The sequence below is a fragment of the Dietzia cercidiphylli genome (assembly GCF_039531545.1).
In the GTDB taxonomy this organism is placed as follows: Bacteria; Actinomycetota; Actinomycetes; order Mycobacteriales; family Mycobacteriaceae; genus Dietzia; species Dietzia natronolimnaea.
This window is the reverse complement of record NZ_BAAAQG010000024.1, coordinates 116,412-141,368: the sequence shown is the minus strand read 5'-3', so window position 1 is coordinate 141,368 and position 24,957 is coordinate 116,412. Positions and strand designations below refer to the sequence as shown.

At 70.7% G+C, this 24,957-nt stretch carries 25 protein-coding genes and 1 riboswitch; of the genes, 10 read left to right on the top strand and 15 right to left on the bottom strand.

What is annotated here, in order from left to right:
• Positions 1–20: 20 nt before the first annotated feature.
• From ABD250_RS17440 to ABD250_RS17420, 5 genes are all read right to left on the bottom strand, one after another.
• On the bottom strand, positions 21–245 hold the full coding sequence (locus ABD250_RS17440; RefSeq protein WP_095718898.1) for a hypothetical protein: 225 nt from the start codon (positions 243–245) through the stop codon (positions 21–23).
• 6 nt (positions 246–251) lie between these two features.
• Positions 252–1,199, bottom strand: coding sequence for an ABC transporter permease subunit (locus ABD250_RS17435; RefSeq protein ID WP_182657732.1), 948 nt, complete (start codon positions 1,197–1,199; stop codon positions 252–254).
• On the bottom strand, positions 1,196–2,185 hold the full coding sequence (locus ABD250_RS17430) for a carbohydrate ABC transporter permease (RefSeq protein ID WP_182657734.1): 990 nt from the start codon (positions 2,183–2,185) through the stop codon (positions 1,196–1,198). The genes ABD250_RS17435 and ABD250_RS17430 overlap by 4 nt, the downstream gene beginning before the upstream one ends.
• A gap of 117 nt (positions 2,186–2,302) precedes the next feature.
• Positions 2,303–3,577: an ABC transporter substrate-binding protein gene (locus ABD250_RS17425; RefSeq protein ID WP_179523949.1), complete on the bottom strand. Its 1,275-nt coding sequence runs from the start codon at positions 3,575–3,577 to the stop codon at positions 2,303–2,305.
• 281 nt (positions 3,578–3,858) lie between these two features.
• Positions 3,859–4,914 carry an ABC transporter ATP-binding protein gene (locus tag ABD250_RS17420; protein ID WP_182657736.1) on the bottom strand — a complete coding sequence of 352 codons (1,056 nt, stop codon included), beginning with the start codon at positions 4,912–4,914 and terminating at the stop codon, positions 3,859–3,861.
• Positions 4,915–5,131: 217 nt separating this feature from the next.
• On the opposite strand from ABD250_RS17420, the gene ABD250_RS17415 reads away from it, so the two are divergent.
• Positions 5,132–7,252, top strand: a complete 2,121-nt coding sequence (locus ABD250_RS17415) for a PhoX family protein (protein WP_182657738.1) — start codon at positions 5,132–5,134, stop codon at positions 7,250–7,252.
• A 94-nt stretch (positions 7,253–7,346) separates the two neighbouring features.
• On the opposite strand, the gene ABD250_RS17410 is transcribed toward ABD250_RS17415, so the two are convergent.
• A complete protein-coding gene (locus tag ABD250_RS17410) occupies positions 7,347–8,159 on the bottom strand; it encodes an alpha/beta fold hydrolase (protein ID WP_182617234.1) in 813 nt (270 codons plus the stop codon).
• A 113-nt stretch (positions 8,160–8,272) separates the two neighbouring features.
• On the opposite strand from ABD250_RS17410, the gene ABD250_RS17405 reads away from it, so the two are divergent.
• From ABD250_RS17405 to ABD250_RS17395, 3 genes are all read left to right on the top strand, one after another.
• On the top strand, positions 8,273–8,713 hold the full coding sequence (locus ABD250_RS17405; RefSeq protein WP_344393501.1) for a MarR family transcriptional regulator: 441 nt from the start codon (positions 8,273–8,275) through the stop codon (positions 8,711–8,713).
• A 28-nt stretch (positions 8,714–8,741) separates the two neighbouring features.
• Positions 8,742–9,416, top strand: coding sequence for an SDR family oxidoreductase (locus tag ABD250_RS17400; RefSeq protein ID WP_182610834.1), 675 nt, complete (start codon positions 8,742–8,744; stop codon positions 9,414–9,416).
• A 73-nt stretch (positions 9,417–9,489) separates the two neighbouring features.
• The gene (locus ABD250_RS17395; protein WP_182657740.1) at positions 9,490–10,560 is read left to right on the top strand and encodes a 2-dehydropantoate 2-reductase; all 1,071 of its coding nucleotides are present in this window, start codon (positions 9,490–9,492) and stop codon (positions 10,558–10,560) included.
• 60 nt (positions 10,561–10,620) lie between these two features.
• Here ABD250_RS17395 and ABD250_RS17390 read toward each other — a convergent pair whose 3' ends face one another.
• The 6 genes from ABD250_RS17390 to ABD250_RS17365 all read right to left on the bottom strand — a co-directional run bounded on the left by ABD250_RS17390 (position 10,621) and on the right by ABD250_RS17365 (position 15,409).
• On the bottom strand, positions 10,621–11,358 hold the full coding sequence (locus tag ABD250_RS17390; protein WP_344393497.1) for a hypothetical protein: 738 nt from the start codon (positions 11,356–11,358) through the stop codon (positions 10,621–10,623).
• Complete coding sequence (locus tag ABD250_RS17385; RefSeq protein WP_179523955.1) at positions 11,351–12,133, bottom strand: ABC transporter ATP-binding protein; 783 nt, start codon at positions 12,131–12,133, stop codon at positions 11,351–11,353. The genes ABD250_RS17390 and ABD250_RS17385 overlap by 8 nt, the downstream gene beginning before the upstream one ends.
• Positions 12,130–13,317, bottom strand: coding sequence for a FecCD family ABC transporter permease (locus ABD250_RS17380; RefSeq protein ID WP_344393495.1), 1,188 nt, complete (start codon positions 13,315–13,317; stop codon positions 12,130–12,132). Before ABD250_RS17380 ends, ABD250_RS17385 begins: the two co-directional genes overlap by 4 nt.
• A gap of 1 nt (position 13,318) precedes the next feature.
• Complete coding sequence (locus tag ABD250_RS17375) at positions 13,319–14,323, bottom strand: ABC transporter substrate-binding protein (RefSeq protein ID WP_182617959.1); 1,005 nt, start codon at positions 14,321–14,323, stop codon at positions 13,319–13,321.
• A gap of 116 nt (positions 14,324–14,439) precedes the next feature.
• Positions 14,440–14,561: riboswitch (cobalamin riboswitch) on the bottom strand.
• 157 nt (positions 14,562–14,718) lie between these two features.
• The gene (locus ABD250_RS17370; RefSeq protein ID WP_179523957.1) at positions 14,719–15,000 is read right to left on the bottom strand and encodes an Lrp/AsnC family transcriptional regulator; all 282 of its coding nucleotides are present in this window, start codon (positions 14,998–15,000) and stop codon (positions 14,719–14,721) included.
• Between the two features lie 34 nt (positions 15,001–15,034).
• Positions 15,035–15,409, bottom strand: coding sequence for an SgcJ/EcaC family oxidoreductase (locus tag ABD250_RS17365; RefSeq protein WP_179523958.1), 375 nt, complete (start codon positions 15,407–15,409; stop codon positions 15,035–15,037).
• 177 nt (positions 15,410–15,586) lie between these two features.
• Between ABD250_RS17365 and ABD250_RS17360 the strand changes: the two genes are divergently transcribed.
• A complete protein-coding gene (locus ABD250_RS17360) occupies positions 15,587–17,020 on the top strand; it encodes a sugar porter family MFS transporter (protein WP_179523959.1) in 1,434 nt (477 codons plus the stop codon).
• A 198-nt stretch (positions 17,021–17,218) separates the two neighbouring features.
• Here ABD250_RS17360 and ABD250_RS17355 read toward each other — a convergent pair whose 3' ends face one another.
• Complete coding sequence (locus ABD250_RS17355; RefSeq protein WP_344393492.1) at positions 17,219–17,854, bottom strand: GyrI-like domain-containing protein; 636 nt, start codon at positions 17,852–17,854, stop codon at positions 17,219–17,221.
• Positions 17,855–18,024: 170 nt separating this feature from the next.
• Between ABD250_RS17355 and ABD250_RS17350 the strand changes: the two genes are divergently transcribed.
• On the top strand, positions 18,025–18,207 hold the full coding sequence (locus ABD250_RS17350) for a tetratricopeptide repeat protein (protein WP_179523960.1): 183 nt from the start codon (positions 18,025–18,027) through the stop codon (positions 18,205–18,207).
• Complete coding sequence (locus tag ABD250_RS17345) at positions 18,204–19,052, top strand: MBL fold metallo-hydrolase (RefSeq protein ID WP_344393489.1); 849 nt, start codon at positions 18,204–18,206, stop codon at positions 19,050–19,052. Before ABD250_RS17350 ends, ABD250_RS17345 begins: the two co-directional genes overlap by 4 nt.
• Positions 19,053–19,614: 562 nt before the next feature.
• Here the strand turns inward: ABD250_RS17345 and ABD250_RS17340 are convergent.
• Positions 19,615–20,508 carry an SDR family NAD(P)-dependent oxidoreductase gene (locus ABD250_RS17340; protein ID WP_182659604.1) on the bottom strand — a complete coding sequence of 298 codons (894 nt, stop codon included), beginning with the start codon at positions 20,506–20,508 and terminating at the stop codon, positions 19,615–19,617.
• A 133-nt stretch (positions 20,509–20,641) separates the two neighbouring features.
• Here ABD250_RS17340 and ABD250_RS17335 point away from each other — a divergent pair, with 133 nt between their 5' ends.
• From ABD250_RS17335 to ABD250_RS17325, 3 genes are all read left to right on the top strand, one after another.
• Positions 20,642–21,847 carry a lipase family protein gene (locus ABD250_RS17335; protein ID WP_344393487.1) on the top strand — a complete coding sequence of 402 codons (1,206 nt, stop codon included), beginning with the start codon at positions 20,642–20,644 and terminating at the stop codon, positions 21,845–21,847.
• A gap of 258 nt (positions 21,848–22,105) precedes the next feature.
• Positions 22,106–22,975, top strand: coding sequence for an alpha/beta fold hydrolase (locus tag ABD250_RS17330; RefSeq protein ID WP_179523966.1), 870 nt, complete (start codon positions 22,106–22,108; stop codon positions 22,973–22,975).
• A gap of 17 nt (positions 22,976–22,992) precedes the next feature.
• Positions 22,993–23,877: a hypothetical protein gene (locus tag ABD250_RS17325; RefSeq protein ID WP_182658877.1), complete on the top strand. Its 885-nt coding sequence runs from the start codon at positions 22,993–22,995 to the stop codon at positions 23,875–23,877.
• A gap of 14 nt (positions 23,878–23,891) precedes the next feature.
• On the opposite strand, the gene ABD250_RS17320 is transcribed toward ABD250_RS17325, so the two are convergent.
• The gene (locus tag ABD250_RS17320) at positions 23,892–24,614 is read right to left on the bottom strand and encodes a class I SAM-dependent methyltransferase (protein ID WP_182639488.1); all 723 of its coding nucleotides are present in this window, start codon (positions 24,612–24,614) and stop codon (positions 23,892–23,894) included.
• Between the last annotated feature and the right edge of the window lie 343 nt (positions 24,615–24,957).

The window sequence follows — 24,957 nt, the reverse complement described above, 5'->3', positions numbered from 1 at the left end:
TCCGTCGCTGAGGGGCGGACTCAGCCGCGGTTGACGGCGCGGTCGGCCCGGCGCCACACGCGGAAGGTGTAACCGGACGCCGCGAGCATGAGCACCAGCACGAACGAGGCGAGGATCGACGGGCGCCCGACCACGATCAGGCCGACCGCGTTGACCAGCGCGAGCACGGTGAAGAACCCGACGAACCCGCCCAGGACCTCCAGCCGCTGCCGGGTCCCGAGCGCGTCCCCTCCGCTCCGAGCCACGACCGGTCAGCTCTTCAGACCGCCGGCGGTGAGGCCGGAGATGATCCGTCGCTGGAAGATCAGCACCATGATCACCAGCGGGACGGTGACGAGCGCACCCGCCGCCATGATCGCCGCGTGCGGCGGGATGTAGGGGTTGACCCCGGAGAACCGGGCGATCGCCACGGTGACCGGCTCGGTCGAGGAGTTGGACAGCTGCTGCGACAGCAGGAACTCGTTCCACGTGATGATGAACGCCAGGATCGCGGTGGTGAACAACGCCGGCGCGGCGAGCGGCAGGATGATCTTGATGAACGCCTGGCCGCGGGTGGCGCCGTCGACGCGCGCCGCCTCCTCCAGCTCCCAGGGCAGGTCGTTGAAGAACGAGGTCAGGGTGTAGATGGTCAGGGGCAGCGCGAACGAGATGTTGGGGATGATGAGCGCCTGGTAGGTGCCGATCCACCCGATGTCGGTGAACAGCTGGAACAGCGGCGTGACCAGCGCGACGCCGGGGAACATCGACGCGGCCAGGATCACGCCGGTGACGAGGAACTTCCCGCGGAAGTCCACCCGCGCGAGCGCATAGGCGGTGAAGACGCCGAAGAGAAGCGCCAGCGCGGTGGTGATGGAGCTGATGATCACCGAGTTGATGATCGCACCGAAGAAGTTGTTGCCCGCGTCCGTGGCCAGTGCCTCACGGAAGTTGTCCAGGGTGAGGTGCGAGGGCACGGGACTGGCGGAGAACACGAACCGGTTGTCGCGGAACGCGGTGACGAGCATCCAGTAGAACGGCGCGAGCCCCCAGATCAGGATGAGCAGGGCCCCGATGTAGGTGCCGATCCTCGGGCCGAGTGGCTTGCGGGGCGGCCGGAGGTCGTCGTTGGTGTCCCGATCGTGGAGACCGGGGTGTGACGACGACGAGGTGGGCGGCCGCGTGGTGGACGACGTGGACGGTTCAGGCGCTCGGTGACTCACCGGATCTCCTCCTTCTTGCCGGTGCGGTCATCGACGACATTCGCGCCGAGGAACTTCACCATGACGAACGCCACGGCGAAGATCAGCAGGAACACCAGTGTCGATATGGCGGACGCGCTGTTGAAGTTGCCCATCCGCATCTCGTTGACCACCAGCATGGACACCGTCGCGGTGGGCGAGCCGGAGTTGGCCGACACGAGGATCACGGGCAGGTCGTACATGCGCAGCGCGTCGAGGGTGCGGAAGAGGATCGCCACCATCAGGGCCGGCCGGACCAGCGGCAACGTGATCCTGGTGAACTGCTGCCACCGTGAGGCGCCGTCCACTCGGGCCGCCTCGTAGACGTCCCCGGGGATCATCTGCAACCCGGCGAGGATCAGCAGCGCCATGAAGGGCGCGGTCTTCCACACGTCCGCGATGATGATGGCCATACGGGCGTAGAACGGGTCGGTGGTCCAGGCGATGTTGGTGCCCAGCATCGTGTTGGCGATCCCGTTGGGGGCGAAGATGAACGCCCAGAGATTGGCGGTGACGGCGGTGGGGATCGCCCACGGCACGAGGACCGCCGCGCGCAGGAGCGAGCGTCCCCAGATGCTCTTGCCCATGACCACCGCCATGGCGAAGCCGAGCACGGTCTCGAGCGAGACGGTGGTGACGGTGAAGAACAGGGTGTTGCCCATGGCGGGCCAGAAGTCGACGGCCGAGACACCGGGCGGGCAGGGGATGGTGCCGTCGCCGCCCCGGGCCGGGCACGCCTGGGTGAGCCAGTAGAGATAGTGCTGGAACCCGGCGAACCCACCGTCCGAGAACATCCCCGTGGCGGGATCGAGGCCGCGGTCGGCCTGGAAGGACAGGTACACCGCACGGACGACCGGGTAACCGATCACCACCGCGAGGATCGCGAGCGCGGGGCCCACCATCCACACCGGACGCCAGTCGAATCTCTTCTCGACCAGTGGCGCCGGGGACTTCTCACTCGTCGTCATCGCTGCAGCTCCTCATCGGATCGCACCCGCCCTCACCACGACGGCCGATGGGCCCCGGGAATGCTACCCGGGGCCCATCAGCGCGGTGATGTCATACCTGCTGTTCAGACTCTGGTGTCACTGAGCCGCTTGGTCGATCGCGGCGCTCATGTCGGTGAGCGCCTGCTCGACGTTCTTCTCGCCACGCAGCGCGGCGAACGTGTTGTCCTGGATCGCCTTGGACACCGCCGGGTAGTACGGCGTGACCGGGCGCGGCTCGGCGTTCTCGAGAGCCGCCTTGAGGGCTGGCATGTACGGGAACTCCTGCTGCAGCGCCTCGTCGTCGTAGATCGAGGACAGGACCGGCGGGAACGACTGCTCGGCGAAGCCCATCTGGACGTCCTCGGAGATGATGAACTCGAGGAACGCCTGCGCCGTGGCCTTGTTCTCGGAGAACACGTTGATGGCGTTGTTGTAGCCGCCGAGGGTGGACCGGCCTGCGCCGTCCTGGCCGACGATGGGTGCGACCTCGAACCGGCCCTGGACCTGGGACGTGGGATCGGACTGGCCCGACTCGTACATGTACGGCCAGTTGTAGGAGTACATGGTCTCGCCGGCGAGGAAGGCCTGCGCGGTCTCCTCCTCCGTGAAGGCGTCGGTCTGCGGGGGGATCACGCCGTTCTGGTAGGCGTCGACCAGGGCGGTGAGGCCGGCGCGTGCCTGATCGGTGTCGAGCTCCGGGGTCTGCCCGTCGTCACCCACGACCTGACCGCCCCAGCTGTGGATGAACTGGGTGGCGGCGACGGTGAGGCCCTCGTAGAGGCTGAGCTGCGTCTGCAGGCAGTCGACGTCGGCGCCTTCGGCGGCCTCGCAGGACGCGACCAGTGCGTCCCAGTTGGCGGGCGCCTCCGGCTGGAGGTCCGTGCGGTAGTACAGCAGCTGGGCGTTGGTGTTCTGCGGGATGCCGTAGAGCGTGCCGTTGTAGGTCGCGGAGTCCACGGCGGCCTCGATCAGGCCGGACGTGTCGACCTCGGTGTCGCCCTCGATCGGCTGCAGCCACCCGTTGGCCGCGAAGTACGCGGTGTCCGTGACGTCGAGAGCGAACACGTCGTACTCGCCGCTCTCGGTCTGGAGGGACTGCGTGAGGGTGTCCCGCTGGCCGTCCTGCTCGGCGGGGAGCTCGCGGAGGGTGACCTCCTGGTCGGGGTTCTCCGCGTTCCACTGCTCGATGACGGGACGGAGCTTGTCCGTGTCGTTGCTGCCCATCGCGAAGGTGATCGGGCCGACGCCCGAGGTGCCTGCCTCCGCCTGCTCGTCGGATTCGTCACCACCACCGTTGCCACAGGCCGCGGTGAGCACCGCGACCATGGATGCGGCCGCCGCCGCCTTGAGGAACCTGCCGTGAACGGCCATGCGCTCTCTCCTACTGTCGTGTCTCGCCTACCGCCGACGTGTGCCGGCGGTCGGGTGATCCCGGGTTCACTGTGACGCGGGTCTCTCTGAGGTCCCGCTGAGCGTAACCCACACGGGGCCTGTGGCGTCGGACCATGGACGGTCCCATCGCCGACTCCCCGCCGTACCGCCGCCCGTGGACCGCGAGACTCAGATCACACGCGACACTCTAGCAACAACAGATGTTGCAGTCCGCCACTGCCGCCCTCATCGAGCCCTGTGGCGCGCCTCGGCGCACCCGGTCACCGCAGTCGCAGGCCGGTCTCCACGTCGAAGAAGCGGACCTCGCCGTCGAGCGCGGCCAGGAACATGGTCTCGCCCTTACCCGGGTGGTCACCCGATTCGGCCCGGTAGACCACCGGGTGCCCGTCCGCGGTGGAGCAGTGCAGGTAGCTGTCCGCCCCCAGCTCCTCGACCAGGTCCACGGTCACCTCCAACCCGTGACCGTCCCCGGCGATCCGCAGGTGCTCCGGCCGCACGCCCACGGTGACCCTCGGTCCGGACCCCGGCGGGACCTCTTCCGCGAAACCCTCCAGGTCCACTCTGCTGTCCGAGACGGGCGCGTCGAAGAGGTTCATCGACGGCGATCCGATGAAGCCGGCGACGAAGGCGTTGACCGGGTTGTGGTACAGCTCGCGCGGGGTGTCGACCTGCTGCAGGATGCCGTCCTTGAGCACCGCCACCCGATCCCCCATCGTCATGGCCTCGACCTGGTCGTGGGTCACGTAGATCATGGTGGTGCGCAGGTCACGCTGCAATTTGGCGATCTGGGCGCGGGTGGCCACCCGGAGCTTGGCGTCGAGGTTCGACAGCGGCTCGTCCATGAGGAACACCTGCGGGTTGCGCACGATCGCCCGACCCATGGCGACCCGCTGGCGCTGACCACCGGAGAGTTCCTTGGGCTTGCGGTCGAGGTAGTCCGTGAGGTCGAGCATCTCCGCGGCGCGGTCCACCCGCTCCGCGATCTCCTTCTTGGAGGCCTTGGCCAGCTTGAGCGCGAAACCCATGTTCTCGCGCACGGTGTAGTGCGGGTAGAGCGCGTAGTTCTGGAAGACCATCGCGATGTCCCGGTCCTTGGGCTCCGTCCCGGTGACGTCCCTGTCGCCGATGAGGATGCGTCCGGCCGAGACGTCCTCGAGCCCGGCGAGCGCGCGGAGAGTGGTGGACTTCCCGCAGCCCGACGGTCCCACCAGGACCAGGAACTCGCCGTCGGCGATCTCCAGATCGAGTCGGTCCACACTGCGCCGTGCGGCGCCCGGGTAAATGATGGACACGTTCTCGAAGGTCACCGTAGCCATGGAGAGATCCTTCCCTTCACCGGCAGGAACGTGCCGGACGATCCGAGATTGAGGGTTGTCACGACGACTGTAGCGTCACGGGACCGGTGTTCACCGGCACTGCGCCCACAGTTCATCCGCACGTGTCCTCAGCACGCCCGCGCCGTCGCCCGCGCTCCCTAGGGTCACAGCGTCCTCGTGCGCCCGTGTGGGGCGCACACGTCCTCAGGGAGAACCGTTGTCAGTCCGCAGTCTGCTTCCGATCGCCACCCCCGGAATCTCCAACCGCCAGCACCTGACCTGTGTGTACAAGTGCGGTGACCAGTGCGCGGCGCCGGTCCCCAACACGAGCGACAACCCGTATTTCGGGGACGTCGCCACCGAGATCAGCCGCCGGGGGGCGCTCAAGGCGGCGGGCGTGGTCGCGCTCGCGGTGGGGGCCTCCCAGGTCCTGCCCGCCTCCGTCGCCGCGCAGGGTTCCCTCGGCACGGGCTCGGCCGGGGCACCCGGGTCGACGGGTGGGGGCACCCTCGACACCGGTTTCCTCCCCGTGGAGCCCAACACCGCGGACGCCGTCACCGTGCCCGTCGGGCACTCCAGCGACGTGGTGATCCGCTGGGGCGACCCGGTGGTCCCCGGGGCGCCCGGCTTCGACTTCGAGAACCAGACGGCCGCCGCGCAGGCGGTGCAGTACGGCTTCAACTGCGACCTGGCCGTCCTGTTCCCCATGGACGACCGCGACGACCGGTTCCTGCTCACCGTCAACCACGAGTACACCACCGAGCCGATGATGTTCCGCGGGTACGACTCCGCCGCCCCGACCCGCGAGCAGGTGGAGATCGCCTGGGCCGCACACGGCATGACGGTGGTGGAGCTCGCCAGCAGGCCGTCCGACGGCGGGCTCGATCCCGTGATGGGGTCCTACAACCGCCGCATCACCGCGACGACGCCGTTCGAGCTGCGGGGCCCGGCCGTCGGCCCCCTCACCCGGACCACCGCCGACCCCACCGGGACCCGCGTGCTGGGAACACTCAACAACTGCGCCGGCGGCCACACCCCCTGGGGAACAGTCCTGTCCGGCGAGGAGAACTTCAACCAGTACTTCGGCACCACCGGCTCCGTGACCGACCCGGCGCGTGTGGAGGCCCTGCGTCGCTACGGCGTGGCGGTCGGTGAGTCGGGCCGCAAGTGGGAGCGCTTCGACAGCCGCTTCGACCTGGCCGCCGAGCCGAACGAGGTCAACCGTTTCGGCTACATCGTCGAGGTCGATCCCTGGAACCCGGACTCCACGCCGGTCAAGCACTCGGCGCTCGGGCGGTTCAAGCACGAGGGCGGGACCGTTCACGTGACCGCCGACGGGACCGTCGTCATCTATTCGGGCGACGACGAGCGGTTCGACTACCTCTACAAGTTCGTCTCCAGCCGGAAGATGGTGCCGGGACGGACCGCGGCGGCGCGGACCCAGAACATGAGGATCCTCGACGAGGGGACGCTCTACGTGGCCACCTTCACCGGCAACTCCCCGGAGTCGGAGATCGACGGGTCGGGCACGCTCCCCTCGGACGGCGCCTTCGACGGCACGGGCGGCTGGATCCCGCTCATGACCGTCGACGCGGCCGGCAACGCCGTCTCCCACGTCACCGGCATGACCGCGGAGCAGGTCGCCGTGTACACACGCATGGCGGGCGACGCCGTCGGGGCCACCAGGATGGACCGGCCGGAGGACGTCGAACCCAGCCCCACGACCGGCAAGGTGTACATGGCGCTGACCAACAACACCCGCCGCACCGTCGGCCAGGTCGACGAGGCCAACCCCCGGCACGACAACAAGCACGGGCAGGTCGTCGAGATCACCGACGACCACGCCGGGACGACCTTCGGCTGGAACCTGCTCCTCGTGTGCGGCGACCCCGCCGCCGCCGACACCTACTTCGGCGGCTTCGACAAGTCCAAGGTCAGCCCGATCTCGTGCCCGGACAACGTGGCCTTCGACCCCTCCGGTGGGCTGTGGGTGTCCACCGACGGCAACGCGCTCGGATTCAACGACGGGCTCTACTCGGTGGCCACAGAGGGGCCGAACCGGGGCGAGACCAAGCTGTTCCTCACCGTGCCGATCGGCGCGGAGACCTGCGGTCCGCTCGTCTTTGCCGACCGCGCGATCGTCAACGTCCAGCACCCCGGGGAGAAGGACGGGGCCTCGATCGAGAACCCCGCCTCCCACTGGCCCGACGGCGGGACGTCGCAGCCACGTCCGTCGACGGTCGTGGCGTGGAGGGACGGGTTCACCGGCGGGACCGGGTCGCTCTCCGCGGGGTCACTGTCCGCGGGGTCACTCCCGGCGGGCTCGTCGGGTTCCTGATCGTCCGTGTGCGGGGGCGGGGGGCGGGGTCAGGGTCGTCGTACCCGGCCCGCCTGACCCGGCCCGCCTGACCCGGGCCGCCGAACCCGGGCCGTCAGACCCGGCTCGTCGCCCCCGCATACGCCAACCCGCGCTCGACGGTCGCGGCGATCGAGGCGGCGACGCCCTCCGGATCGTCCGACATCGGAACGTGCCCGCCTGCCGAGATCTCGATCCGGGCCTGCGGGAACAACCTCGACGCGAGCGAGACCTGCCGGACCGGCAGCACCAGGTCGAACCGGCCCCACCGGATGGTGATCGGCAGCTCCTCGTCCACCGGCGCGGAGAACAGGAACGTCCTGCGGTCCGCCCGGTCCAGCACGGTGTTGCTGATGATCGCCTCGCCGTCGATCGCCGCCGCCTCGGCGGGGTACCGCCACGGCCGAGCGCAGAACGCGGCCATCATCACCGCACGGCCCGCCGCCCTCTCGGTCACCACGGGGATGTGACGGCCCAGCTTCCCGGCCGCCCGGCGCAGACTGTGGAACACGGTCATCGTGTAGCGCCACTCGGCGTCGGACCGGAAGAACCCGGCGGGCGAGAGCGCGGTGACACTGCTCGCCAGGCCACGGGCCCCCAGCTCCAGTGCGAGGAAGCCGCCGAGCGAGTTCCCGACGACGTGGGGGCGCTCCCCGTCCGGCACGACCTCCGCGATGAGCTCGGTCAATTGGTCCATCATGTACTCGAGCACGTCACCCGCGTCGGGGAGATCCGCCGACTCCCCGTGTCCGGGCAGGTCCACCACCACCAGCCGGAACCGGTCCGCCAGGAGCGGGACGACCGAGTCCCACGCGTGCGCACGGTGGCAGACACCGTGCATGAGGATGATCGTGGGACCGGAACCGGTGATCTGGTGATACAAATCCATGCCGAGAGTATCCCTCACGGCCCGGGATGACGCCCCATAACCGCCCCGGAACGTGCTTACATCTCCCATGCGACCGAGGGGACGAACGGGTCAGGGGGCACGGCGTGGACACTGTGACGATCGGACTGGCGACGGAATTCCGGCCCATCCTCCTCAGGCTGGACCTTCTGGTCCGGCGGCAGAACACCCAGTACGCCCTCAGCCGCGCACAGACCTCGATCCTCTACACGCTCGCCTGCCACGGGCGGCTGCGGATGAGCGACCTGGCCCGGTTGGAGAACGTCCGGGTCCCGACGACCAGCAATTCCGTGACCGTGGTGGAGAGCATGGGCTACGTGGAGCGCGTGCGGGACCACTCGGACGGCCGCGGCGTCTGCGTGGAGCTCACCGACCTCGGGCGGGCACGGATCGACCAGGTGCTCGAGGCGCGCGACCAGGACTTCGCCGATCACCTGTCCCGCCTGTCCCCGGAGCACCGGGAGACGCTGTCGGCGGCGGTCCCCGCCCTCAACGCACTCCTGGACGCCTTCGACGGGACCGCGACCGCCCGCTGAGCCTCCGCGGCGTCTACCCTCACCGGACATGGGCACAGTCATGATCACCGGCGCCTCGCGCGGGATCGGCGCGGCCACGGCCAGGGCGCTCGAGTCGGATCACGACCTGATCCTGGTGGGCCGCGACGCCGACGCACTGGCGTCGGTGGCCCGCTCCTGCAGATCCGCCCGGGTGGTGACCGCGGATCTGACGACGGTCGACGGGGTGTCATCGGTCGCCGACGGGATCACCTCCCTCGACGGGGTGGTCCACTGCGCCGGGGTGGCCGACCTCGGGCGGATCGACGAGTCGGACGCCGCCGAGTGGCGTCGCGCGTTCGAGATCAACGTCCTCGCGGTGGTCGAGCTCACCCGGGTGTTGCTCCCGGCGCTCCGCGCGGCCCGCGGCCACGTCGTCGTCATCAACTCCGGTGCCGGGACCACCGCCAAGCCGGGCTGGGGCTCCTACAGTGCCTCCAAGTTCGCGCTGCGCGCCGTCACCGACACCCTCCGCGGCGAGGAACCGGCCCTGCGCGTCACCTCGATCCATCCGGGACGCGTGGACACCGACATGCAGCGGGCGATCGTCGCCGCCGAGGGCGGGAAGTATGACCCGTCGGCCCACCTCAGCCCGGACTCCGTGGCCACCGCGGTGCGCCACGCCCTCGACTCGGGGCCCGACGCCCACCCGACCGAGGTGGTTCTGCGACCCCGGCGCCACTGAGATCCCCTCGACCCGGTGGGCACGCGCGCGATCCCACCGCCGGACCGCTGCGCATGTCGTAACGTCCAGCACCATGGTCGGCACCGACACCCCGCTGCGCATCACCGTCATCGGTGCGGGCGTGGTCGGGTGTTATCTGGGCGGCAGGCTCGCCCGCCACGCCGACGTGACCCTGGTCGGGCGCCCTCATGTCCTCGACCCGATCCGCGCGGTCGGACTCACCGTGGAGTCCGGTGAGGGCGTGGAGGACCGCCTCCACGTGCCCGCCGAGGCGCTCACCCTGGCCGAGACGCCGGTGGCCGTCCGACGCTCGGACGTGGTGCTCGTGTGCACCAAGGCCGGCTCCACCGCCTCCGCCACCGCCGAGTTCGTCCCGTACCTGCGTCCGGGATCCCTGGTGGTGGGCCTACAGAACGGTCTGCACTCGGCCGATCTGATCCGCGAGGGCGTGGACGCCACACCGGTGATCGCCGGGATCATCCCCTTCAACGTCGCGCGGACCGGCCCCGCGACCTACCGTCGGACCAGCACCGGGGAGATCCGGATCGCCGAGCATCCCCTCGCCGCCCCGCTCCTGCGCGTGATGGAGGAGGCCGATCTCCGGGTGCGCGCGACCGACGACATCCAAGCGGTACTGCACGGCAAGGTCCTGCTGAACATGAACAACGCGGTCCAGGCGTTGTCCGGCCTCCCGCTGAGGACCGAACTCCTCGACCGGGACCTGCGCAGATGCGTCGCGCTCTGTCAGGCCGAGGCCAACCGGGTCTTCACCGCCGCCGGAGTGGTGTCCCGGGTACCCATCGCGGTACCCGCCGGCATGCTGCCGGCCGTCATGCGGCTGCCCACCCCGGTGTTCCGCAGGCTCGCCAGGGCGGTCATGCGGGTCGACGCCGACGGGACGTCGTCGATGAACGACGACCTGGTCCGGGGCCGACCGACCGAGATCGACATCCTCCAGGGGGAGGTGGTGCGGATGGGTCGGTACCTCGGTGTCGAGACGCCGGCGTGTGCGCACATCGTCGAGCTGGTGCACGAGGCCGAACGGGCCGGACCCGATCGCCGCCAGTGGACCGGCAAGGCACTTCTCGCCGAACTCCAGCGGGCACGGCGACGCGCACGACGGCTGGCGCGGCTGCAACTCTAGGGCAGGCGGTCGCCCCGGGGCGGCAACTCTGGGGCAGGTGGCCGGCCCCGGCCCGACACGTCAGGACGACGTGCGCCGCAGGAGCTCTGCATACCGGTCCGCCGGGGTGCGACGCGGGCAGCCGGCGCACTTGTCGCCCGCGGTCGCGACGTAGATCAGGCAGCAGGACCCTCGAAGAACGAACCGACGGGTGTCGCCCGGTCCCTCGACGTCGACGTAGCGGACCGGCAGCAGCGGCGGGCGGACGACATCGCGGGCCAGTTCGCAGCCACGGGCGGGGTCGCCGGCGGCGCGGCCGGCATCGAGCGCCCTGCCGGCGATCGAGTCCGAGCCGATCGCCCACAGCGCGCGGGGCGCCGCCCCGGAGACCTGCGCGAGTGAGGCGATCACCGCCTCGTGCGCCTCGCACAGCGCCTGCGCGAACGCGGTCACGGACGTCAGCACGCGGTCCGAGCGGGCGGCCCGGAGATATCCGTTCGCCTGGAGGGACACCGTCAGTCGGTCCGGCCGGGGGTCGGGAGCGACACCGGAGGTGAGGAGCATCGTCAGTGGCGCGGCGACGAGGGACGAGCTGGCCGAGTACCACCAGAGGGTGGCGTTGACCCTCGGATCGTCGTGCGCCCACCGTCGCCCGGTGTCCGACACGCGCGCCGCGAGCCAGCGGGGGTCGGTCAGCACCGCCCCGGGGAGGACCTCGGGGCCGTGGGAGATGGTCCGGGCGAACTCGCCGAGCGGTGCGGCGATGTCCGCGTAGGCGGCAGCGAGGCCGGGCGGGGCGCCGGGCGCGGGGTCACTCATCGGCGAGTCCCCAGACGTCCAGCGTGCGGCCGCCGCCCGGCCGCGGCCGCACCTGCCCGCGGACCCTGAACACCTCGGCCAGGAGGGCGGGATCGAGCACCTCCTCGGGCGCACCGGTCGCCACCACCCGGCCCTCGTCGAGGACCACCATCGCGTCGCAGTACTCGGTGGCCATCCGGAGGTCGTGGAGCGTCAGCAGGACCGCCAACCCGCCGGCCGCCAGCTCCCGCAGCAGCGCCAGGACCGAGAGCTGCTGGTGCAGGTCGAGGTGGTTGGTGGGCTCGTCCAGCAGGAGCACCTCCGGCTGCTGCGCCAACGCCCGGGCGATCGACACCCGCTGGCGTTCGCCCCCCGACAGGGCCAGGACGTCGCGGGCCGCCAACCCGGCCAACCCCACACGGTCGAGCACGGTGTCCACCACGTCGGCGTCGTCGGTCCCGAACGGCTCGAACAGCCCGCGTGTCACCGTCCGGCCCAGTCGCACCGACTCCCGGACCGTGATGCCACCCAACGAGACCGGCTCCTGAGTGCTCACGCCCACCGTCCGCGCCAGGGCCCGCCGGCGGAGCGAGGTGATGTCGTCGCCGTCGAGGCGCACCAGTCCGGCGGTCGTGGGCAGGGCCCGGTAGCAGGTGCGCAGCAGGGTCGTCTTGCCACTGCCGTTGGGGCCCACCAGCGCGGTGACCCGGCCGGGTGCGATGGTCAGGTCCACCCCCTCGAGGATCCGGCGACCCCCGAGGTCGGTGGAGACGTCGGCCGCGGTCAGTGTGGTCACGTCGCCGACCTTCCGTAGCGCCGCCACAGCATGATCAGGAACACCGGACCCCCCACGATCCCCGTGACGACGCCCACCGGGAGCTCGGCACCGTCGCTGACGGACCGGGCCGCGATGTCGGCCAGCACCAGGGCCACCGCCCCGAGCACCGCGGCCGTCGGCAGTAACCGGGCCGACGTGCGCCCGGTGACGTACCCGGCGAGGTGCGGGATGAGCAGTCCGATGAACCCGATGGTCCCGGAGACCGCCACCGCCCCCGCGGTGAGCATCGAGACCAGCAGCAACATGAGCAGCCGGAACCGCGGGACGTTCATGCCCATGGCCGTGGCGCCGTCGTCGCCGGTCAGGAGGAGGTCCAGGTGGCGGCTGGACAGCATCACCAGGACGCCCGCGACAGCGAGGATCGAGACCGGGGCCAGGAGCATGGTCCACCCGGCGTCACCGAACCCGCCGGCCAGCCAGCGCATGACGGTGCCCAGTTGGTGGTCGTCGCCCAACACCAACAGCGTGAACGTGTTGAGCGCGCCGAACATCATCGTCAGGGCCGCCCCCACCAGCACGATCGCCGTGGTGTCGTGCGCGCGACGGGCCACCAGGACCACCCCGGCCAGTGGCAGCAGGGCGCCGAGGAAGGCGGCCATCGGGAGCGTGAAGACGCCCCACATCCCGGCACCCACGCCCAGGACGGTCAGGACGACGACGCCGAAGCCGGCCCCGGACGACACCCCCAGCAGGTACGGGTCGGCCAGTGGGTTGCGCGTGACCGCCTGGGCGACGCCTCCCGCCACCGCGAGGGACGCGCCCACCGCCGCCGCCATGAGCGACCTCGGCAGCCGGGACTCGATCACGATCGCCTCGCGGGCCTCGGACCACCACGGGGTGAAGGACCCCGGGGCCACGCGGTGGGCGACGATCGCCCAGACGTCTCCGAGGGGGATGGACACCGACCCCAGAGAGACCCCCACCGCCACGGCCAGGGCGAGAAGCCCCAGCAGCGGAGCGAGGACCAGTCCGAGTGGCCGCCTGCCGCGGCGCGGGCCGGTCTCGCGGCCCGGGCTCGTGGCGCGGAACGGGCTCGTGGCGCGGAACGGTGACGGGAGGCGGGACGACGCCGAGGGGCGGCTCGGAGCCGGTGTCGCCGCATCGCCCGCGCCACCGCCACGGTCGTGGACGACCGTCGCCATATCAGCCACCGAAGGCGTCGGGGTGGAGCTCGCGGGCGATCGTCTCCACCGAGGTCGCCATCCGCGAACTCTCGAAGAAGTCGGCCAGGGGGACCACCACGATGCGGTCGTCGCGGATCGCCGGCGTGGTGGCCATGATGGGCTGGTTGCGCAGGTACTCGATCTTGTCCTCGGCGCTGGTGGCCCCGTAGTCGAGCACGACGATCGCCTCCGGTCGGCGTTCGCCGAGGATCTCCCACGTGGTCTTGAGGTAGGGCCGGTCGCCCTCGATGAAGATGTTGTCGGCTCCCGCGTACTCGCCGATCAGCTGGCCGATGCCGACGCCGCCGATCGTCAGGGGCTCCGCCTCACCGCTGTCGTAGAAGAACGTCGGGGTCCCCGTCACCCCGGCCTCGTCCAGGGTGGCGCGGACCGACTCGATCCGGTCGACGATGCGGTCGGTGAGCTGCTGCGCACCCTCCTCGACGCCGAGGACCCGGCCCAGCTGGGAGAAGTCGGTCTCGAGCATGGAGACGTCCGGGAACCCGTCGCCGCAGTACTCGGAGAACAGGAAGGTGTCGATGCCCGCCGCGTCGAGCGCGTCCCGGCTCCGGCCCTCCTTCTCGTCGAACGCGCTGCGCATGCCGGCCACCACGAGGTCGGGTTCCAGATCGACGATCTGCTCCCAGCTGGGATACTCCTCGGCCAACCCGGGAATCGCCTCGAGTTCCTCGGCGACCTCCGGCAGGACGTCCTCGCGATCGGCATAGCCCCGGCCGACGATCCGATCCCCCGCACCCATCTGGATGAGGGTCTCCGTGACGTGGGCGTTCATCGTGATGATGCGCTCGGGCGGGGCGTCGAACGTGGACTCACGCTCGCAGTTGGTGATGGTCACCGGCTCGGCGAACGCCTCATTCGAGGTGGCGCTCTCCTGAGCCTCGCCGCGGGAGCAGCCCGCGACGACGACGCCCGTGACGAGCAGCGCGGCGAGCGCCGTGGTGGACCTGGACTGGCGACGGAACATGATCAGACCTCGGATCGTGTCGTGTGCCCACGAACACACGAGACCCGCAGGCGGGCGACCGTCGACACCGGCCACCGACCGTGCAGGACTCCGGATCGCAGACCGCGGCGATGGACAGAGTCGCGTACCTCCGGGCAGGTAATCGGGCTCGTCGTCACCGAGGTGACGGCACACCGTTGCGGGTCAGCGCCGGATTCTCACCGGTCTTCCCCTGCGTATCCGGAGATCAGCAAGTCGTGGTGACAGTATGCACATCCGCCTCGACGGCCGCGGGGGCACCTCCCCGGAACACCCACGGGGGGCCGCCGCTGCGGAACCGGATACCGGGCGCGGTGGCATCGGGCGGAGGGCGCGCTGGCCGCGGCGCGGGGCGCGGGGCCGCTGCGGATCGGCGTCTACTCGTCGTACCCCAGGGAGAACGCCGCCTCGAGGTCGTGCTTGGACAGCGCGCGGAACGCGATGTGCGTCTCGGTGTCGACCACGCCCGGGACCTTGTTCAGGCGGTCGGAGACGATGTCGGCCACCTCCTCGTTGCGGCGGGCCCGCACGAGCACGATGAGGTCGATGGTGCCCGTCACCGAGTACACCTCGGAGACCCCGTCGATCTCGGCGATCGCCTCGGCGACCTCGGGGATGCGCGCCGTCTCGGCGTGGACGAAGACGATGGCGGTGATCATGGCCTGAAGGGTAGTCCAGTCGCGCGGCCCCGGTTCAGCGCATGTTCTCCGGCGTCCAGTACGCGCGCATCGACCGGATCTTGCCCTGCTCGTCGTGGGTCATGAGGTCCCACACGTTGATGGTGGCCTTGGAGTCGGCGTCGAAGTGGGTGGTGATCTCGAAGTTGAACAGCAGGTCGTCGCCACACACGCGCGCCTCGAGCACCTCGCCCTCGATCTTCAGCGCCACCACGGACGAGTAGAACTCGCGGATGGCCGCCTTGCCCTCGTGGACGGTGCCGTTGCCGACGGGGTCCTCGACCGTGGCGTTCTCGGCGTAGAGGTCCAGGACCGCCTCGAGGTCGCCGGCGACCAGCGCGGCGATGTAGGAGTCGGCGGTGGCACGGATCTGCTCGGGGGAGGCACTCACGGCGGTGGCCCTTTCGGTATGACGACGAGACACCTCGAGCCTAGAACGTGTTCTCGATCAGAGCGTTCGTACGCCGCAATCGATAAAGAATATGTGACTTGCGCCACATTGGTAGCGGGCCTACGCTCCGTTCACCAGACATCAGGACGTCCATCCGGCCCGGGAACGGGGTACGCCATGTCCACACGGAACGTCTCGGCCAGGAGCTCGGACGAGGAGTCCTTCCACACCGGCAGGGTGGTGATCATCTCCCTGGTCGCCGCGCTCGGCGGGTTCCTCTTCGGCTTCGACACCGCCGTCATCAACGGCGCGGTGGACGCCGTCCAGGAGACCTTCGGCATGAACGCCGGTCTCACCGGGTTCGTCGTCTCCTCGGCCCTGCTCGGCTGTATCGCCGGCGCGTATCTCGCGGGCCGCCTCGCCGACCGCTGGGGGCGCACCCGCGTCATGGTCCTGGCCTCGGCGCTGTTCACCGTCAGTGCGATCGGCTCCGGGCTCGCGTTCGGCCCGTGGGACCTCATCCTGTGGCGGGTGGTCGGTGGCCTGGGCGTCGGCGCGGCCTCGGTCATCGCGCCGGCGTACATCGCCGAGGTGGCCCCGCCCTCGATACGCGGCCGCCTCGGGTCACTGCAGCAGCTCGCGATCGTCTCCGGCATCTTCGTGGCCCTGCTCTCCGACGCCTGGCTGGCAGCCGTGGCCGGAGGCGCGATCGAGGAGCTGTGGCTGGGGATCCAGGCCTGGCGCTGGATGTTCCTCACCGAGCTGGTCCCCGCGATCACCTACGGCGTACTGGCGCTCATGATCCCGGAATCCCCCCGCTACCTGCTGGCCAAGGGGCTGGTCGGCGAGGCGAGGGACGTCCTGCGCACCATCCAGTCCAGCGGCGTCGACAACCGGATCAAGGAGATCCGTGCGACGGTCCGCGAGGACAGGAAGCGGTCGTGGCAGGACATGCTCACCCCGAGCGGCAGGAACCTCCTGCCGATCGTGTGGATCGGCATCGTGCTGTCCGTCTTCCAGCAGGCCGTGGGCATCAACGTGATCTTCTACTACTCCACGTCCCTCTGGCAGTCGGTCGGCTTCACCGAGGCGGATGCGCTCACCCAGACCGTCATCACCTCGGTCACCAACATCGTGGTGACGATCGTGGCCATCGCACTGATCGACAAGATCGGGCGTCGCAGGCTGCTCATGACCGGCTCGGTCGGCATGACCGTCTCGCTCGCGGTGATGGCCCTGATGTTCAGCACCGCCACGATGGGTCCGGGGCCCGACGGCGAACTCGCTCCCCAACTCGGCGACACCCAGGGGCTGGTCGCGCTGATCGCCGCCAACGGTTTCGTCGTGTTCTTCGGGATGTCCTGGGGCCCGGCGGTGTGGGTGCTGCTCGGCGAGATGTTCAACAACCGCATCCGCACGGCGGCGCTCGGTCTGGCGGCGGCCGCCCAGTGGTTGGCGAACTTCGCAGTCTCCACCGCGTTCCCGCCGATGGCCGAGTTCAGCTTGACGTTCACCTACGGCTTCTACGCGGTGTCGGCGCTGCTGTCCTTGCTGTTCGTGGCCAAGTTCATCCCGGAGACCACCGGCCGCTCGCTGGAGGACATGGAGTAGCCCGGCCCCCGCGCAGGCGCTCCGCCGATCCCCCGCCCCGCCCCCGCCAGGCCCGTCGCCAAGAGCGTTCCGCACACATCGGCCGAGAAAGGGGTGCGCGGAACGCTCTTCTCGACGCGGGCCGGGTGGCGGGCCGGGCCGGGCCGGGCCGGGTGGCTGGCGGGTCGGGCGGGCGGGCCGGGCGGGTGGCCGGGACGATCAGGCCGCGTCGTCGGGCGTCCGGACCGGGCAGAACAGATCGGTGCGCAGGGTCGCGGGGTCGATATCCGGCGTGGGTTCGGTGACGTACGACTCCCAGAACGGATTCGCCGGGGCGCGTCCCAGGGAGCCGATCTCGCCCATGAACCCCGCCCACGCCTCGCCCAGACCGTCGTAGGAACCGAGGTAGCTCATCACGGCGACCTCTCCCGCCGGCAGTTCGGATGCCACCACGCGCATCCCGCCAGGGTCCACCGACGCCCCGCCCACCCGATCGGGCAACGGCTCGTCCAGGGGGAAGCCGATCTCCAAATCCGCCATGGGTTCCGGCTCCTGGGCGATCCTCGTGTACAGCGCGAACGCGGCGGCAGCCGGCGTCACCCCCGCGGCGAACAACGCCGGGAACGCCGTGCCGAACGCCGAGTCGAAGAACTCGCTGATGGTGGCCATGGGCACGTTCGTCGCCCGGACGACCGCCGTGGGCACCGCGGGCACCGTGAACAGGCGGACGCCGTCCACGGGCTCCGGGCCGAGGTCGGGGTAGCCGGGGGGCGGACCGTGCGGCTGGTCCCGGGGCGGGACCGGGGACGACGACGACATCATGAGTCCTCCTCGAGCGGCGATGCTGCTGCACATTGTGCTCCTGTCGCCGGCGCCCGGGAAGGGGTTCCGGTCAGCCACGGTGGCGTGGGCGTGGGCGTGGCGGCGGCGTGGGCGAGGGCCGGCGGCGGCGTGGTGGCGGGGGCGGGGGCGTGGTGGTGGTCACGACGAGTGCACCCGCGCAGCCGGACGGGGACACTGGGGGCATGTCGACATTCCGCCTCCGCACGCCGGACCGCACCCTCGATCTGGGCGAGTTCGACAACGCCCAGGAGGCCCTCGAGCACGCCGTGACGCTGCAGCCCGACGCCCATCCGGTCAACGGCGACCTCCAGGTGTTGGTCGGGGACGAATGGCACGAGGTCGCCACGGAGGGGGACATCTCGTGACCCCCGCCGGCTCCGGATCGGTGACGCAGTGCGCCACCTGCGGGGTCGAGCGGGCCGAGCCGGTGCCCGACGTGTGCCCGATCTGCGCCGATGAGCGCCAGTTCGTCCCCGCCGGCGGCCAGCGGTGGACCGACCCCGAGGCGTCGGCCGCGCGCGGCGCGCGCATCGAGTTCATGGAGCGCGAGGCGGACGTGATCAACCTGGTCCACCGGGACTGTCCCGGGATCGGGCAGAAGCCGGCGCTCATCCGCACCGACCACGGGAACGTGATGGTCGAGGCGCCGAACCACATCAGCGAGGAGGCCGTCGCGGCGGTGCGCGGATGGGGTGGCATCTCCGCCCTCATCGCCTCCCACCCGCACATGTACGGGGTCCAGTCACTGTGGTCGGCCGCCTTCGACGACGCCCCGGTCTACGTCTCCGCACCGGACGAGCACTGGCTCGGTCTGCGGCCCCGCAACACCGTGGTGTGGGGCGGCGGCCACCCGGGTGAGGAGATCGAGATCCTGCCGGGGGTCCGGGCCTCACAGCCCGGCGGCCACTTCCCCGGCAGCGCGGTGGTCCACTGGACCGCGCGCGACGGCCGGGGGGTGCTGTTCACGGGCGACACCATCGGCACCGTCGCCGATCCGCGCTGGGTCACGTTCATGCGTTCGTTCCCCAACTGGATGCCCCTGTCCGGCGCGGTGGTCCGGCGCATCGCCGAGCACGTCTCGCGCTACGACGTCGACCGGATCTACGCGAACTTCGGCGGCTGCGTCCCCCGCGACGCCGGCGCCGCCGTCCAACGCTCGGCCGAGCGGTACGCCAGGTGGGTCGACGGCGAGTACGACGCTCTCACTTAGGAGGTGGGTACGGACTCTGAGCCTTCTGCGGCTGTGATCTGCGCGAGTGCGCCGACGCCAACCAACGACGGCTCCTGAGGGCCGCTGTACTGGCATTCTCGGCGTCTACCATGGTCGGACCGGTAGACCTCGATCAAACCATGCTGGTCGGACTCGGACTCGACCGCTACGGCGCACGACGGACCGATGAGGTCGGATACGACAGGACCCGCGCCCGGAGGTCCGGAGGGTGGACACCGTGGACCACCGTCCCGATGCTCTACCTGCACGGCAGCGCCGACTGGTGTGCTCGCGGAGTGGACCCGGCTGGCGTCGGCCCTACCGGTCGGAAGCAGGGCGGAGTCCGTGCGGGACTCCGGTCACTTTCCGCAGGTGGAACAACTCGACCTGGTCGCACGCCTCGTCGAGGACTTCGTCGGCGCCCGGTGACGGGGGTACCCGCACCGCCCACCCTGATCGCGCTCTCCGCGGCCGAGGCCGACGCGTTGGTGGGACGGGTCGCGACGATTCCGCGCCACACCTGGGGGCGGGACGCAGGTGACGACCGGCCGGCGACCGCGAGTCAGGCTCCCGCCGTCTCGGCCTCAGCGAACCCCCATAGCCGTTCGGCGATCTCCGGATCCGAGGCCTCGGCGGTCCTTCCGATGAGCGTGGGCATCCCCCTGAGGTTCCGCAGCCCGTCCGGCCCGGTGTAGCTGCACGGCGGTAGCGGCCGGGTGGCGGCGAACATCGTGGTGAGCGCCGCCTGCGAGGCAGGCTGGGCGAACACCGAGCAGACGCGGGTGATCATCGTGTCGACCACGGCGTTCCCGCTGGCGTTGGTGATCCCGGTCGCCGCCCACCCGGGGTGCGTGAGCTGCACGTCGACCCCCGCCACCGCGGCCTCGGCCCGTCCGTCCCGCAACCGCCGGTCCAGCGCGAGCCCCCACAGCATGTCGCCGAGTTTGGACTGGGCGTAGGCCGCCGCGGGGGTCCACCGACGTCGGCGGAAGTGGGGGTCGTCGAGGTCGAAGGTCGCGGCCTTGTGCGCGTTGGACCCGACGATCACCACGCGGCGGCGGACACCCGGGAGGACGAGGTTCGTGAAGAGGAACGGGCCGAGAACGTTGACGCCGAGCAGCATCTCGACCCCGTCGGCGGTCTCGCGGCGTCGCGGCGTGATGGCACCGGCGTTGTTGACCAGCACGTCGATCGGCTCGGCCTCCCCGCCGCGCAGCTCGTCGGCGGCGCGTCGCACGCTCCCGAGCGAGGCCAGGTCCAACTCGACGACCCGGGACGGGCCCGGGAGCGAGTCCGCGACCTGGTGTCCTCGCCCGGTGTCCCGCACCGCCAGGACGACCCGGGCGCCGCGGTCCGAGGCGGATCGTGCGGTCTCCAGACCGACGCCGCTGGTCGCCCCCGTGATGAGCCACGTCTGGCCGGTCAGGTCCGGGATGTCGATGGTCTTGGTAGTCACCGGCACAGGCTACGTGCCGCGAGGTGCCCGTCAGTGGTGCTATGAGCAGGTTCATCGAGCGGGTCCCCTGGGCGGTCTGGTGACCCGACCCGATCCGGGGCGGCGTCGACCCGGCCCGGTTTATCCTCCGCTCATGCGCCCTTTCGCCACCCGCTCCCGCCGTCCGCTGGCCGCGGCGGTCGCGGCCCTCGTCGTCGTCTCCTCCGCGGTCCTCGCGCCGGCCACCGCCTCAGCCCAACCGGCACCGCGGTGGTCCGGACTGGACACCCGCCAGTGGGATCGCCCGATCCCCGCGCCCGGCGTCACCGCGGCGACCGTACCGCTGGACCCCTCGCTCTCGCTGCCGGAGGCCGGGCGGGCGGTGCGCTCGGCCTACGGCACGATCGACCAGCACGGACGCCCCGCGATCGCCACGTCGGCGGTGTTCCTCCCCCACGGCACACCCCCGCCGGGTGGGTGGCCGGTGGTGGCCTGGGCACACGGGACCACCGGGCTCGGCGACGACTGCGCCCCGTCGACCCACCCGCGCTCGGATCGCGACGCCGAGTACCTGGGGCACTGGCTGCGGCAGGGGTACGCGGTCGTGGCCGCGGACTACGTGGGGCTCGGGACGCCGGGCCTGCTCAGCTATCTGAACGGGCACGTCGCCGCCCGGGGGATCATCGACTCCGTCCGTGCCGCGCGGGCCGACGGGCTCCCCCTCTCCCCCACGTGGGCCCTGGTGGGCCAGTCGCAGGGAGCGGGGGCCGCGCTGGTCACCGCCACCCGGGCCACCGAGCTGGGGGCGCCCTCGGGGCTGGACTTCCGGGGCGTCGTGGCCACCGGCGCGCCGGCCAACCTCGAGCACCTCTTCCAGTGGGGCGGGCCGGGCTTCCCCCCGGTGTCGCTGCCCACCGGCCTCAACCTCTACGCCTTCTACATCCTCGCCGGCCTGCGTGACCAGCACCCCGAGTTCGAGCTCGACCAGTTCCTCACCCCGCGGGGCCGTGAGATGGTCGACTCCGCCGAACAGCTCTGTTACGAGGACATGCGCGCGGCGGTGGGCGATTTCCAGATCTCCCAGGCGCTCACCCGGCCGGTCAGGGACATCCCGGACGTCTTCGGCCATCTCCAGCGGTACATGGGGACCCCGGCCACCGGGTACGACCGCCCGGTCTTCCTGGGCCAGGGCCTGCTCGACCTGGACGTGCCCGCGCCCTCCGCGCTGTCCCTCGCGGCGGAGATGACCCTGAACCGCCAGCCACTCGAGTTGCACGTCTATCCGGACAGGGACCACAGCGGGACGGTCTATGCGGCGACGCCGGACGCCACCGCGTTCCTGAACCGGGTGATGGGCTGAGCAGAATCCCGCAGTTGGACACGCCGTCACCATGCCGTTCCACATCGGGCGCGGCAGGAGCCGGTCGACGCCACATCAACGATGTGACGTAATCCACAATCGTTACCTACTTGTCACATGAGAATTTCCGAGTAGAGTCCTCGCCATCGCCGCGCGGGGATGTTCAGGGACTCCCCGCGCGGCTGACTTAATTTCGACGCCGCCCGCATTTCGGCCGAGGCGCCCGACTCTAGAACGTGTTCTAGTATCGTGACTCCCATGAGCTCTCTCGACTTCGAGTCCACCAGCAGGACCCTCACCGCCGGCCGCTTCGAGCTGCACTTCCACGAGGCGGGGGAGCAGAGCGTGACCGAGCCGGAGAGCACGGTCCCGGTCCTGTTCCTCCACGGTTCCGGCCCGGGCGTCACCGCGTGGTCCAACTTCTCCGGCAACTTCCCCGTCTTCGCCGAGCGATTCCACACGATCCTGCTGGACATGCCGGGCTTCGGCAGGAGCTCGGACCTGGAGTGGGAGAAGGCCTACCCCCTGATCGCCGCCGAGGCGATCGACGCGTTCTGTGAGGCCAAGGGCATCGAGAAGGTCGACATCATCGGCAACTCGATGGGCGGCAACGTCGCCTGCGAGACCGCCCTGGCCTACCCCGGCCGCGTCCGCAAAATGGCGCTCATGGGCCCCGGTGGACTGGCCGCGCCGCTGTTCACGCCCGAGCCCAGCGAGGGCTCGCGGCGCCTGTTCGACTTCCTGGCCTCGCCCTCCGACGAGTCCATGGCCGCCTGGGTCGACACGATGGTGGGCAACAAGAAGGTCGTCTCCGACGAGCTGATCCGCGCGCGGACCGAAGCCGCCACCGCCCCGGGGGCCGTCGAGCGGATGTACGCGATCTTCGGATCGATCCTCAAGCCCGAGAACGCCTACACGCCGCTCTACGCACGGGCCTCCCAGATCCGCCAGGAGACGCTGCTCATCTGGGGCCGCGACGACCGCATGCTGCCCTACGAGCAGGCGCACTTCGCGTTCCGGCAGCTCCCCCGCGCCGAGCTCCACGCCTTCTCGCGCTGCGGGCACTGGGCGATGATCGAACAGAAGGACAAGTTCGAGCGCCTGGTGATCGACTTCCTGCTCAACTGACCCGCTAGCCTCGGGGCATGAGCGAGTCGCCGCAGCCCGACCAGCCCGCCGCGGAACAGCCCTCTGCGGAACAGCCCACCGTGGATCCGCGCACCGGCGAGGACCTGTCCTGGAAGAGCACCCCGGTCGCGATCGTCCTGCTCGACCGTCCCGCACCAGGCCACGCCGAGGTCGGCGACCTCCTCGCCGAGATCTTCGAGGGCTCCTACGAGGTCGATCCCGGGACGGACGACGATCCCGCGACCGGCGTGTCGGTCGAGGACGTCACGGTCGTCACCACCCCGCTCGACCTCCCCGTGGCCGACGGCGAGGCGTCCCGCTACACCGAGAACCTAGCCATCTGGAACGGCGGCCAGAGCGTGGTGGACACGCATCGCTCCCAGGTCGTCGTGGCCGCCTTCCGCCTCGGCCCGACAGGCGACGACGGCGAACCGGGCGAACCCGAGTACCTGGACCCCAGGCTCGAGACGCTCCGGTGCGAACTCGCGGTGGCCACGGTGACCGCCGCCCTGACCGCCCTGCCCGGCGCGATCGCGGTGAGCGTGGGCGGCGCGGCCACCACCCTGCCGGCCGGCCCCTACCGCGATCTCGTCGCCGGCAACCCGCTCCCGGTGCCCGCCCTCGTCGGGGTGCGGTCGGGCATGCAGTCCGAGACCACCTCGTGCGTCTACACCAGCGGGCTCGGGCGCTTCGGCCGACTGGACATGGAACGGCTCGACGTCGCCGGGCCCCCGGGCGCCCTCTACGGGCAGATGTGCGACCTGGTCGCGTACTCGCTGGGCTCGGGCACCGTGTTCCAGCCCGGCCAGGCCCTCGAGGTGGGCGGGCCGCAGCCCCTGCTCACCAGCGTCGAGACCTCACCGTTCACCGGGCAGCAGGTCCTGCGCCTCACGCCCGGCTGAGCACGGACCCGGCGTCAGGGCCGCCGGTTGGTGGTCCGCTCCACCACCAACCGCGTGGTGGCCGCCAGCTGGAACGGCCGGACGACGGGCTCGATACGACTGGTCAGCCGTTCCTTCTTGAGCCTGGCGATCACGCTGCGGACCAGCTCGGGCAGGGGAGTGCCCGAATGGTCGACCAGCGGGTAGATGCGGACCTCCGGGGCGACCCTCGCCATCTCGACGATCGCGTCGACATGGTCGGCCGTGCTCATCCGGTCCGCGTAGGTGAACAGAAGGTGGGAGCACAGGACGAGGTCGGCCGAGTCGGAGGCCAGGGGTAGATCCGGGAGAGCGCCGGCGACGTACCTCCCGGGCGCGACCTCGAGGTCGGCGAGCATCGACTCCGCCGCGGTCCGGCGGACGGATTCGTGACCGACCACGCCGCCCCGGACGTCCCAGTCGTAGTCGAGGTCCCGGGAGTGGAAGTGGGCCAGGGATCGATCCAGGTCCGCCAGGACCCGTTCCCGCAGGTCGCCGCCACCGAGCGCGTACTGCGGATCCACCGCGATCGCGTCCCCGCCCGCCGCGCAGATCTCCGCCACCGCGCTGGCCGCCCCGCCCGGGCAGTCGACGATCCGCCCACCCAGGTCCGCGTCGTCGAGGCTGAACATGTCGGTGTACTCCGCCAGCGAGCGCGCGCTCACCAGGACGTCCGATTCCGACAGCGGTAGGTGGATGGTTCGGGGACTTGCGGTCACCTGGACGTTCTCCTCGATCAGGTCGGGATGGGCCGGTCTCGGCCGTGGTCCTCTCCGGGCCGAACCGTGGTCCGGTGTGGACCGTGCTCCCGACTGATGATCGGCCCACCCGTTCCCGGTGGGTCCGTGACGCGCGTCCTACGCCGAGGCGGGGTGGGCGAGGTGAGCGGCGCGGATCCACCGGGGTTCGCATCGCCAACACATGAGCACGTCGTTCTGCACGGCGTCACGGTAACAGCGCCCTCCGACACCGGCCACCGATTCGACACCGGTGCACCGAACCCTGACGTCCGGCCCGGAAGTGACGTGCCCCACCAGTAGAACGGACACACGTTATAGTTTT